8 protein-coding genes and 1 other annotated feature are annotated in these 12,791 nt (G+C 42.5%); of the genes, 7 read left to right on the forward strand and 1 reads right to left on the reverse strand.

Translation table 11 applies throughout. The features are described 5' to 3' along the window. The first annotated feature begins 381 nt into the window (after positions 1-381). From AC0J5I_RS10140 to mmuM, 3 genes are all read left to right on the forward strand, one after another. Positions 382-1,128 (forward strand): SDR family oxidoreductase, encoded by a 747-nt coding sequence (locus AC0J5I_RS10140; RefSeq protein WP_475299694.1) that lies wholly within the window; start codon positions 382-384, stop codon positions 1,126-1,128. Between the two features lie 356 nt (positions 1,129-1,484). Further along, positions 1,485-1,712 (forward strand) — a binding site (T-box leader). 54 nt (positions 1,713-1,766) lie between these two features. Further along, complete coding sequence (locus tag AC0J5I_RS10145; RefSeq protein ID WP_475299695.1) at positions 1,767-3,176, forward strand: amino acid permease; 1,410 nt, start codon at positions 1,767-1,769, stop codon at positions 3,174-3,176. Then, a complete protein-coding gene (mmuM, locus tag AC0J5I_RS10150; RefSeq protein WP_475299696.1) occupies positions 3,166-4,086 on the forward strand; it encodes a homocysteine S-methyltransferase in 921 nt (306 codons plus the stop codon). Before AC0J5I_RS10145 ends, mmuM begins: the two co-directional genes overlap by 11 nt. A 592-nt stretch (positions 4,087-4,678) precedes the next feature. On the opposite strand, the gene AC0J5I_RS10155 is transcribed toward mmuM, so the two are convergent. Then, a complete protein-coding gene (locus tag AC0J5I_RS10155) occupies positions 4,679-5,497 on the reverse strand; it encodes a helix-turn-helix domain-containing protein (RefSeq protein WP_475299697.1) in 819 nt (272 codons plus the stop codon). A 110-nt stretch (positions 5,498-5,607) separates the two neighbouring features. Between AC0J5I_RS10155 and AC0J5I_RS10160 the strand changes: the two genes are divergently transcribed. From AC0J5I_RS10160 to AC0J5I_RS10175, 4 genes are all read left to right on the forward strand, one after another. Then, positions 5,608-7,149, forward strand: coding sequence for a DUF5597 domain-containing protein (locus tag AC0J5I_RS10160; protein WP_475299698.1), 1,542 nt, complete (start codon positions 5,608-5,610; stop codon positions 7,147-7,149). 248 nt (positions 7,150-7,397) lie between these two features. After that, positions 7,398-9,833, forward strand: a complete 2,436-nt coding sequence (locus AC0J5I_RS10165; RefSeq protein WP_475299699.1) for a GH39 family glycosyl hydrolase — start codon at positions 7,398-7,400, stop codon at positions 9,831-9,833. A 170-nt stretch (positions 9,834-10,003) separates the two neighbouring features. Beyond that, complete coding sequence (locus AC0J5I_RS10170; RefSeq protein ID WP_475299700.1) at positions 10,004-11,416, forward strand: MFS transporter; 1,413 nt, start codon at positions 10,004-10,006, stop codon at positions 11,414-11,416. A gap of 276 nt (positions 11,417-11,692) precedes the next feature. Next, complete coding sequence (locus tag AC0J5I_RS10175; protein WP_475299701.1) at positions 11,693-12,787, forward strand: Gfo/Idh/MocA family protein; 1,095 nt, start codon at positions 11,693-11,695, stop codon at positions 12,785-12,787. Positions 12,788-12,791 lie beyond the last annotated feature (4 nt).

A 12,791-nucleotide genomic window follows, 5' to 3' on the forward strand; every position in this document is an offset into this window, starting at 1 on the left:
CCGAGGCGGGATTTCCTCCGGGGAGTGACTGCTTGACCGGAGAACAGCGAAACAAACGCGTTTCACCAAATAACAGAGGAGTGCTCACCAACCAGTTGAGCACTCCTTTTTGTGCTTTCCGGTAATGATGGGTTCAAATATGAAGACGAATTACTGGAGAGAGCCTATTCACCGGAGGACACCGCTCAACAGTTAGGCGAATTTTCTGAATTTCCAATTGCTGTTCCTTGACTTCACCTCAAGGTTAAGGAGTAAGGTTCTGGTAAGCCTATAACGGGTACCCGGTGGTATAATAAAAATGGACAAGCAGTTGTCAGATGCAATAAACCGTTTTTCGATTCTTTATTGATACTCCGGGTCAGAATGGAAAGGATGAAGATAATGGCAATCAAAGACAAAGTAGTGATCATCACGGGAGCTTCTTCAGGGATTGGCGAGGCGACAGCCCGACTGTTGGCGAGTAAGGGAGCTAAATTAGTATTAGGCGCGCGCAGAGAAGAGCATTTGCGGAAATTGGTTGATGAAATCGTTCAGGGTGGCGGGGAAGCTGTTTACCACGTTACGGACGTAACCAAAATCGAAGACAACAAAAAGCTGGTTGATCTGGCAAAAGAAAAATTCGGCAGAGTGGATGTCATTTTCCTGAATGCCGGTGTGATGCCGAATTCGCCTTTATCGAAGCTGAAAACAAAGGATTGGCATCTAATGGTGGACGTCAACATCAAAGGCGTGCTGAACGGGATCGAAGCGGTTCTGCCCGAATTCGTAAAACAGAAATACGGTCATGTCATCACCACATCGTCTGTTGCGGGCCTTAAAGCATATCCGGGTGGAGCAGTTTATGGCGCCACTAAATGGGCAGTCCGCGATCTGATGGAAGTGCTGCGCATGGAATCCGCGATGGAAGGCACCAATATCAGAACAGCCACAATCTATCCGGCCGCGATCAACACGGAATTGCTGGAAACCATCAGTGACGATAAGATTGCCAAAGATATGGGGATCATTTATAAACAATATGGCATCAGCCCAGATCGCGTAGCCAATGTGGTCGCCTTTGCGATCGACCAGCCTGAGGATACCAACGTAAACGAGTTTACGATCGGACCGACCATCCAACCATGGTAATAAATATTAGGAATAGTAAGTCCGCTGTACCGTTTTATTTCGGTGCAGCGGGCTTGTTTTTTGTATCTTCTGTATGATACCGGAGCTCTCCTCCGGTGAAGGAATGCTTGTACGGAGGAGAGCGTCGAAAATGACTTTGATCTCCGTCCAGAGTCCTCCCACGGGAGCAGAGCGACGTGACCCGCATCGTATCTCCGGCCACAACCGCTTGGCCGGAGGACAGCACCCGAACGGAGTACCAACTCCGGCCACCCCCAAAAATCATCCCAAAGCACTAACAAGAATGAAAGTAAGCAGAAAATATTTCACAAATTAATTGACAACCCTCCATCATTCTTGTATATTTATTAAAAATATATGAAACTTTGATGAGATAAGTAGTTAGGAAAGAAACCACAGAGAGTCTGCGAATGGTGAAAGCAGATGTTTCGGAATTAGCGAAAATGGTCTTTGAGTTATCACATGTGAGGGAAACTTAGCAGGTGACGGGTACGCCCGATAGCGCGTGAAGGGATGACAGTCCCTTGCTGAGATAATCTTTTTGATTATGAACAAAGGTGGTAACGCGAGCATTCGCCCTTTCAATAGGGGGAGTGTTTTTTTTTATATATTTTTAAAACATTTTTGGAGGGAATAATATGGAGCAATCATTTGTAAGGGAAATGACATCAAAGCATCTAGTTATGCTTTCATTGGGTGGAGTAATAGGAACCGGAATCTTTTTAAGTTCGGGGTATTTGATTCAAACGACGGGTTCGATCGGAACCATCATTGCGTATTTGATCGGAGCATTTTTGGTGACGTTGGTTATGATGTGCTTGGGTGAATTGTCGGTCCACGAGCCTAGCACAAGTTCGTTCCACAACTACGCTTCAAAATATATCCATCCCGGAGCAGGTTTCGTGGTAGCGTGGCTTTATTGGTTAACGTGGACAGTGGCATTGGGATCGCAATTCATCACTTTGGCGATTTTGTCGCAGCGCTGGTTTCCTAGCATTCCCACATGGCTTTGGTGCATCTTTTTCATAGGCATTATTTTACTCTCAAATATTATTGATGTGCGTTGGTTTTCTGTCAGCGAATTTTGGATGTCATTGATCAAAGTGCTCGCACTGGCAATTTTCCTTATCCTGGGTCTGGGTGGCATTTTTGGATTTATACCGATTCAGGGGAATTCGTCAGCACCACTTTTCAGCCATTTGACGGAAAACGGTTGGTTCCCGAAAGGCGGAGGCTCCGTATTTTTGGCGATACTGTCGGCTAACTTTGCTTTTTCCGGTGCGGAATTGATCGGCGTAGCCGCTGGCGAAACGACAAATCCCAAGAAGAATATCCCGAAAGCAATCCTACAGACAATCGTCATTCTCGTGGTCCTTTTCATCGGGACGATTGTTGTGATCGGTGCGCTGCTTCCGGATTCTGCGGCTAATTTGGATGAAAGTCCGGTGACCGTCATTCTGCATTTGATGGGTATCCCATACGCCGCCGACATCATGAATCTCGTCCTGATCACTGTAGTTCTTTCCGGCGCAAACTCCGGGGTCTACGCCGCATCGAGAATGCTGTGGTCATTGGCCAATGCGGGAACGCTGCCGAAACGTTTCGCGAAACTATCCAAACGCGGGTTGCCGATCTACGGGTTGCTGCTGACCATTCTCGGCGGACTGCTTTCGCTCTTTTCCAGCATTTATTCCGCGGACACCGTTTACTTGGCTTTGGTTTCCATTTCTGCATTCGCGGTCGTGGCTGTTTGGTTGAGCATCGCGTGGGCACAACTTAATTTCCGAAAACAGTACCTAAAATCGGGGAATAAGCTCGATGCGTTGGATTACAAAACGCCATTCTATCCAATCGTTCCTTGGCTCGTCATTATTCTTTGCTCAGTGTCGATCATCGGCATCGCTTTTGATCCGAACCAGCGGATTGCCTTGATCATCGGCATCCCATTCACGATCTTGTGCTTCTTTTATTACCAATTATTCTTCAGCAAAAAGGCTTCTGTAGCAATCGAGAATCAAGAAGTAGGTGAGCTTTCCGATGAATTTTAAAGAGTGGCAAAAGAATCAAAAAGTGATCCTCATCGATGGCTCGATGTCCCTGGGGCTTGAAGAGCAAGGGTTGGACCTGAATGATAAGTTATGGACTGCGAAAGCATTAGTGAATGAACCGGATAAAATCGAAAAAGTGCATCAGAACTATTACGATGCAGGGGCAAACATTGCCATCACCAGCAGCTACCAGGCGACGGTTGCCGGGTTTGAACGGCTGGGCCACACAACCGAAGATAGCCGAGCTTTGATCAAAAAAACGGTTCAACTTGCGAAACAGGCACAATCGAAAAGCCGAGGCACGCAAGAAAAATGGGTGGCGGCTTCAATCGGGCCATACGGTGCTTATTTGGCGGACGGATCTGAATACCGTGGCAATTACGGTCTGTCGCAAACCGAATTGGTCGATTTCCATCGTGAAAGGCTAGCGTTGCTGCTGGAAGCAGGGGCTGATTTGCTAGCTATCGAAACCATTCCGGACATAACGGAAATCCGGGCTGTGATTGAGCTGCTGGCCCAGTATCCCAATGCGACAGCCTGGTTGACGGTCACTCTGAAAGACGCCCACCACTTATGTGACGGGACCGATCTGCATGTATTCCAACAATTGGCAGAGTCATCCGAGCAAATCATTGCATATGGCGTCAATTGCGTGCAGCCTGATTTAGTCTTGCCTGCCTTGGAATATCTGAAGGAGAATGCGACAAAGCCCTTGGTCGCTTATCCAAATTCGGGAGCAATCTACAATCCCACCACAAAAGTATGGACGCACAGTCATGAAGTGGACGAAGTATTCTCAAACGAAGCATTGAAATGGAATGGACTGGGCTGCAAATGGATCGGCGGCTGTTGCTGCACATCCTCCAAAGAAATCAAGCTGTTGAAGGAAACCTTCGCTGCTGTTCTTTAGTTGGAATAAACATAATAAAATAAACCCATCATCCTTTATGCAAATGTTAAACTGTTTTTTTTTAATGTTTTTTATCCAAAGAAATCAAGCTGTTGAAGTAAACCTTCATTGATGTTCTATAGATAAAATCCCCAAGCTAGTCGAAATAAGCCTATAAAAATTAACCCATCATTCAGTTTTTTCTCAGAGGATGATGGGTTGTGTTTTTAAGGAAAAATACAAAATAAATCCTAGCCAATATACGACGCTGAATCAAAAAGTCAAAATTGAAAATGACGTATGGGAATATTCGCCCGTAAAACAATACTTGCTGGGCTCGAACATAGACGAAAATGAAAGCACCCATGAAATCGTCATAAATCTATCAAATGAAAATGAAAAATTTAACCTCTACTGGTTCAAATTTGAAGACGGGGAATTTTTGATTTGTTTGGGCAAAAACTCTCAGGAATACTTAGAAGAGAAAATCACCCTAACATTTGATTGATACGCTGGCGACACTTCGGACAATAATAGGGCAAGGACTTGGATGTTCAAAATCCATGTCCTTGCCCTATTGTCAATGATGCTGGATTTTCCGAGGGTATAGCCATCAATATCTTACCTTTCTGAACTGCTCTGGAGAATACCCGACATTCTTTTTGAAAACTTTACAGAAATAACTCGAGTCCCGGAACCCGCAAGAGTCTGCAATTTGATGGATTTTATTTTCTGGGAATTGCAACAATTCCACTCTAGCGTGGATAATTCTTACAGTCGTCAGAAAGTGATTGATTGTCTGGTTCATATTTTTTTTGAAAACCCCACAAATATGTTCCTTTGTCATTCCGCATGATGCAGCGATATCATCAAGATTGATAGGCTTGTGATAATTCTCTTCGATAAACGAAATGATACTGTTAACTGTTCTGTTTGTTCCAAATTGATTTTCTCCAATAATCAACCTTACTGCATTGGCCAAATTTAATAGAAGTTTATAACAATAGGTCGAAAGTTCAATTTTAAAATTCGCACTAGTCTTATAATTGTTTATCATTTCAACCACAGATGTTGAAAAAATCTGCGTATCAGATAAGTGGTAAGCGCCTGATTGTGTCATGTCCAGATTTTTTAAGAGTTCAAGACAAATATCTCCATTGAATCCTACAAAATCAAGCAGCCATTCATCGGATAGTGCATGGTACTCGTGAGCAGTGTTTGGATAAATCAGAAATCCTTGACCCTCATTGATGATCATTTTTTTCTCATCAATGATAACTTCTCCTTGGCCTTTTTCACAAAAAAACCATTGGAAATGGGAGACGCCTTCTATCCGGTTAATGGATTCTTGATTATGTTTAAATCCTAGGGTCAATACCATCATCGGAATGTTCGTGGACCGATAATCCAGATTATTTATGGTGATTATCATGTGTTTTTTCTCCTCATCTTAATATTTTACTATGATTATAAATATATTAAGATGGACGCTGATTGTCAATAGGCACTATACTAAGCGTAGATAGAAAAGGAGGAATATCAATGACAAAAATACCTGAAATCAGAAACGAAAAGGGATTTCCAACACTTTACGTAAAGGGAGAACCATTTTTTTCATTAGCCGGTGAACTTCATAATTCGAGTACCAGCGATCTAAAATACATGGAGGAAAACGTGTGGCCGAATTTGAAACCGCTTAATATGAATTCTGTAATTGCGCCAATCTATTGGGAGTTGATAGAACCTGTAGAAGGGGAGTTTGATTTTACTTTGTTGGATGGACTCATCACCCAAGCTAGAGAGCAAAAGATGCACCTCATCTTGATCTGGTTTGGACTATGGAAAAATGCTGAGAGCATGTATACGCCCAAGTGGATGAAGCAGGACTCCAGCAAATACAGCAGAGTGCAAACTGCTAAAGGAGAAAAGCTGCATTCCATTTCGCCTTTATGCGAACTGGCTGTCGAGAAAGATGCCTACGCTTTTTCCAAAGTGATGAAGCATATTAAGGAGACAGACCAAGAACATTCAACTGTTATCATGGTTCAGGTCGAAAATGAAATCGGTTTATTAGGGACGGACAGAGACTATAGTCCCCTAGCAAATGAACTCATCAGCAAAGAAATCCCCAAAGATTTAGCGGATAATCTTAACTTAGTTGGCACATGGGACGAGGCCTTCGGGAAAGATGCAAATGAGAGCTTTATGGCCTATCACTACGCAAGAGCGGTTGAAAAAATTACCTCAGCCGGAAAATACGAATATCCAATTCCATATTTCACAAACGCTTGGCTAAAACAGTATCCATGGTATCCTGGTTCGTATCCTAGCGGCGGCCCTGTAAAAGAAGTTCATAAAATTTGGAAATCCATTGCACCCTCTTTATTTACTTTGGCTCCAGACATCTACGTTCCCTACGTGCCACAAGTATTGGATGAGTATGCGTATGAAGGAAATCCGCTGTTGGTTCCGGAAGTCAGAAAAGATGCAGTCACTTCTTCCTACTGTTTGTATGCTTTTACGAAGCATAATGCGATTGGTTATTCTCCATTTGGGATTGAAGAATTGGTGCTCCCTCCAGAAAGTATCAATAAGCCTCCAATGGATGTGATGCTGGCTCTCAATATAGATCCATCCGCTTTTGATATCGAAGACAGTAAGAACTATTTGGCCAAAACATACTCAATAATCGAAAACATAAAATCACTCTTGATGGAGTATCGAGGAACGGGTAGAGTGCATAGTTATGTTAAAAAACACGAAACCGATTTTGGGGCTTTCATTAACCTGACTCATTATGATGTAGTTGTTTCTTATGCACCGAGAATGGACAAGAAGCCTGTTGCTTCAGGAGCGATTTTTGAACTTGAAGAAAATAAATTCTTACTTGTAGGAATGATGAGCAAGCTTAGCTTCCGGGCTAAGCCAGGTGAAAATTATAAAGTAGAAGTGATCAAATTTGAAGAAGGCGATTTAAAAGATGGGAAATTTATATCCGGTAGAGTTCTGAACGGTGATGAAAAAATGTCAGTTGGTTTTGATGCAATGCCAAGTTGCTACATCATTGAATTGTTTAAATATTAAGGGGGCATTCGATTTAAACTAGAATTGATTATACGTCAGTCGGTTCAGTTTTCCCTTTATGCTTCTCCAAAGCAGTCAGTCCTTTTTAGTGGTCTAGGATGAGTATTCTGACAAACCATTATTAAGGACTTTTTAATGTTGTCCTAAAATCCAGTTTGTTATTTTAAGCGCAGCACTGTTTTTATTCTGTATGCTCTTGTGAGGGGCTGCCTGAATAGCATATAGTAATACCTGAAAGAGGTGATTGGATGAAACTCATCAATCCATGGGAAAACATCAAGATCAAAAAAATCGGAAACAAGGAAGTCATCCAAAATTTTGATGATGACATCCATCTGCTGTATGTGTTGGTCGGGGAACTGTCGGTAGAATCCGAAGGCAGTTATTTGACTTTGCAAAAGGACGATTTTTTCATTCTGCATAAATCCAAATCGTATACATGCCATACGGGCGATTCGAAAGTTTTTCAGTTGTCGTTGCAGTATTTTTATTCCGAAGAGGATGAGTCCGACCCGTACAGCTACTATTTTACCGGCGATTCGGTCAAAAATACCCACAGCTCGGATATGCAGGTAACCTATCTGTTGAATCAATTGGTGGAACTGTACATTTTCAAGGAACAGAAACGGATATCGGAAATCTTTGAGGTGTACTTCAACCTCATCAATACGTTGGAAAAGAAGTATTTTGTGAAAGTGCAACTTGAGTCGGACAGGAGCATCAAGCAAAAAGTCGAGGAAGTCAAATTTTACATCGATAATAACTTTGATAAAGAGATCCGCTTATCCGATTTGGCGGGGAAATTGTTCGTGTCGGAACAATACCTTTCCAAACTGTTCTCGAACGAAATCGGCTTGTCACTGAGCGAGTATCTGATCAGAAAGCGCTTGGAAAAAGTGCGGAAAGATTTGTTCGAAACAGAAAAATCCGTGACCAACATTGCATTCTCAGCCGGATTTTCCAACATCAATTCCTTCAACCGGTTGTTCAAAAAATATCAAGGGCTGACTCCCAGCGAGTACCGCAGAGAATCGAAAAAAGGCATCGAAATCCAATCTTCACCTTTTGCGATACTGAATGAAGAATTGACGGATCTGCAGAAGTACTTTGTGGAAGAGGAGGAAGGCAATAGTGCCGACAAGTTGAAAATCGATGTTTCAGAGTCGGAAGATTTCGATTACGACAAATATCTGATCAATCTCGGTTACGCCGGTGACCTGCTCCACACGTCATTCTCCCAACAGATCCGATATACGCAAGAGCAGAATGCTTTTCGCTACGGCCGGATTTGGGGCTTGTTCAACAATGTTTTGTTTGAACAAGTTGGCGATGAATTCGACTTCACAAAAGTTGATGAAATTTTGCAGACGGTTCTCGATGCCGGGATGATTCCGTTTTTGGAACTCGGATTCAAAGGCAAACTGATACATGAAACCCACACAAAAATCATTAAGAAAGAACCGTTTGAGCTGAAAACCAACAGAATGGACGGGATTTTGCTCAGGTTCACAACCTTTCTCAACCATTGTATCGATAAGTACGGCGATGAGGAAGTCTCAAAATGGATCATCGAAATATGGAAACCGAACGCATTGGTCCTTAAGAACACGGATCAGGAACAGCTATCCCTGATCGAGATGGGTGACGGACAGGTGGATATTTCGCAGTATCCGCACTATATCCGTTACTTCAGTAAAATCAGCGAATCTATCAAGCGTATCGTTCCGGGAATGCAAGTAGGCGGCTGCGGATTGAGTTTGGACATCGAGCGGGGAGACATGCGGAATTTTCTGCGCAAATGGAAACAGGAAAAAGTCAAACCGGACTTCATCAGCATCGGCATCTATCCGATCGATGAAATCAAACATGGCTATGTTGTAGAGAAGCGTGCGAATCCGATTTCCCATGATGAAGATTATATGCTGAATAAAATCAAGGACATCCGCACCTTACTGGATGAATTGGATTTGGGTACGAAGTTGTACGTGACGGAGTTCAACGTGACCATCCTGAACAGGGAAATCGTCAATGATACGGCCTTCAAAGGCGCCTATATCCTGAAGAATATCCTTTCGATCCTTTCCTATTGCGATCTGATCGGGTATTGGCAATTGTCGGATTTGACGGTGACCAGTTTCGATACAGCCAAAAAAGAAATCTTTGGCGGAGCCGGTATCCTATCCAAAAACGGAGTCCCCAAAATCGGTTACTATGCTTTCAAATTTCTGAAGAAATTAGGTCCGAAAAGAATCTTCGCTTCCGAAAATCTGATTGTGACCAGAAAAGAAAAGCAATATCAGTTGCTGTGCTACCACTACAGCCATTTGAATGCGACCTATTACTACGACACCATCGGAGGATTCCACAAAAACAATGCCTACGCCATTTTTGACAATGAACAGCCGATCGATTGGACAATTGAACTGAATGGCTTTGAAGCAGCCGGTAAATACCGGATCACCAAGTACAGCATCGGGAAGAACAACGGCAATTTTTTGGAAGAAGTCAATGCGATCAGCCAAATCGATCATTTTGATAAAGAAATGATCCAATACCTGAAGCAAAAATGCGTTCCGAAGATCGAAATACTGACACAAATCATCAGCGATGATAAATTAGTACTGGAAATCCATCTGTCCCCGTATGATATTTGCTTGTTTGACATCCAAAAAGTATCAGATTAGTTAAGAATGTGCCACACAAATTTACACAACAATAAAAGGTAGCGTTTTCTCGTCATGGAAGTACCATGAATTTAAACGCTATCAAAGTAGAGGAAACTTCCGTCCCGGTATAAACTATGTATGTAATCGATTACAAGCGGTCTTATAATTTACAATCAGGAGGAAGACAAATGGAAAAACAGGTGGATATGAATTTTGAGGTAGCTAGTCAAAAAGTGAAAATTCAAGAAAAAACAAGTAAAAAGATAGCTGTTTTTTACAGCTTCGGTGAAGTTGGAAGTCAATTGAGTTGGTATATGATCAATACCTATCTGATGATTTTTTACACTGATATTATTGGGCTTTCTGCTGCTGCGATTTCAATGATCATGCTTGTTGCTCGTATCTGGGATGCTGTGAACGATCCAATGATGGGCATCATAGCTGATAGAACACATACTAGATGGGGTAAATTCAGGCCATATCTCATTTTTGCTCCACCATTCCTAGCTATATTTAATATTCTTACGTTTACTGTATTCCCTGTAGAAGGTGTAACGAAAGTAATTCTTTGCTTAGTTTTATATATTGGCGCAGGAATGTCTTATACTGCACTTTCGGTTGGGTATGCCAGTTTAGTAAACCGAATTGCAAAAGACTCACAAGTTCGAATGAATTATACGTCAGCAAGAGCAGTTGGTGGCAGTATCATTCAAATGATTTTATCCATGGCAGTAATGCCAGCCATCTTATTTTTCAGTAACAGTGATGTTGCTAATTCTCGAGGCTACTTTTGGGTCACTGTTATTTGTTCCCTGATTATGATTCCAGCTTTTTGGCTAACAGCATATCATTGTAAGGAAACAGCAAGAACGGATTCAAGGAAGAGAGAGAAACAAAAAATTTCTGTTACGACATCTTTGAAAGCGCTATTTAAAAACAAAATGCTGTTGATCACAGTTTGGAGTGTTTTCTTGGGGGCAATGTCCGTTATTGGAAGAATGACCTTACTTGCATACTATGTAATTTATGTAGTCGGATCTTTTACAATGATTGCACCAATTTTTACAAGTATGACTGTTTTTCAATTGATAGGTAGTATGTTGTTGCCAGTGGCTACAAAGAAATTTGGTAAGAGAAATTGGTTGCTGATACTAAGTCTGATCAGTATTATATCTATATTCGTTCTTTTTCTTTTCCCATCCGGTAACACCGCCTTCTTGCTGACGACTGCTGCATTTATTGGACTTGCGAACTCAGCTGGCAGTGTTTCCACAGGAATGTTATCTGATTGTGTGGAATATGGAGATTGGAAATATAGAGTGCGAGATGAAGGATTGACATTCTCGTTCTTAGGATTTGGTGTAAAACTTGCATCAGCGATAGCCGGAGCCGGGGGAGTGCTGATGCTTTCAGCAACCGGTTATGTACCAGGAGCAGTACAGTCACAAGCCTCTATCACAGGAATAAATGTGGTAGTAAACTTAGTCCCTGCGATTTTAATGGTACTCAGCATCCTTCCCTTGTATTGGTACAAACTTGATAAAAAACAAATGGATCAAATCGCAGTCGAATTGGAAATCCGAGAACTAGAAGAAGATTAATGGATTGAGGCAAGGTATTTTGTAAGGAAATCTATAGTAATTAGTCAAAGAAAAGAAGGCAAGCGGATATTTACCTGTAAGATTTCATTGCAATTGCAGTGGAATCTTTTTTTTTACACGTTAAATTAAAAATGTGTGATTCATGTTTAATCAGAGTCTAACTTGATTTATTTTATGATAAAAATGTGTGATTTATTTTTATTCATAAAGTTGAGAGCAAAAGTGCAATTCATAATAGAATAATCTTGTAAGCGATAACCAAAAGGAGGAAATAACATGAATAAATTAAAATTCGGAATCATCGGCTGCGGAGGAATCGCCAACGGGAAGCATTTCCCGGCATTGGCTAAATTATCGGATAAAGTGGAAATCGTGGCTTTCTGTGACACGGTCATCGAACGGGCTGAAAAAGCGGCTAAGGAATATGGTACAGCGGATGTTTTAGTGACGGAAGACTACAAAGAGCTTTTGGCTAGGGAAGACATTGATGTCATCCATGTGTTGACGCCGAATATTTCCCACTCATACATCACGGTTGATGCCTTGGAGTCAGGGAAGCATGTCATGTGCGAAAAACCGATGGCGATCAACTATGCAGAGGCAAAAGAAATGCTGGATGCTGCTGAACGCACCGGCAAAAAATTGACAATCGGCTACCAGAACCGATTCCGTGCCGATTCCTTAGCTACTTACGATGCTTGCAGCAAAGGCGAATTGGGCGATATCTACTTCGCTAAGGCACATGCCATCCGCCGCAAAGGCGTTCCTACCTGGGGAGTATTCCCTGATAAATCAAAACAAGGCGGTGGCCCGCTGATCGATATCGGCACGCATGCCTTGGACTTGACGCTTTGGTACATGAACAACTACAAACCAAAATCAGTACTAGGATCAACTTATCAAAAACTGAAGGACAATCCGATGGCGAACATGTTCGGCCCTTGGAATCCGGATACTTTCGAAACGGAAGACTCGGCATTCGGACTGATCAAAATGGAAAACGGCGCGACCATCTTCCTGGAGGCTGCTTGGGCGCTCAACATGATCAACCCGAAAGAAGCCCAGGTTACGCTTTGCGGAACTGAAGGCGGAGCAGAGATGTTCGGAAAAGCTTTCATTGATCAGGGCTATGTCGTCTTCAATAAAGCAGCCCACAATCAATTGGAACAGACGCAACCATCCGATGCCGGCGGTGTGTTCGGATTCGAAGGGGCGACCTTGGAACAACGTGATGCTGAAGCCAAACAGTGGGTGGAAGCGATCCTGAATGACACGGACCCAATGGTGAAGCCTGAACAAGCGATCGTCGTGACCCAAATCCTGGAAGCAATCTACAAATCAGCTGAGACAGGACAAGTCGTTGAATTTTAAGCAA

The sequence above is a fragment of the Trichococcus sp. TS_SC_9 genome (assembly GCF_056156325.1).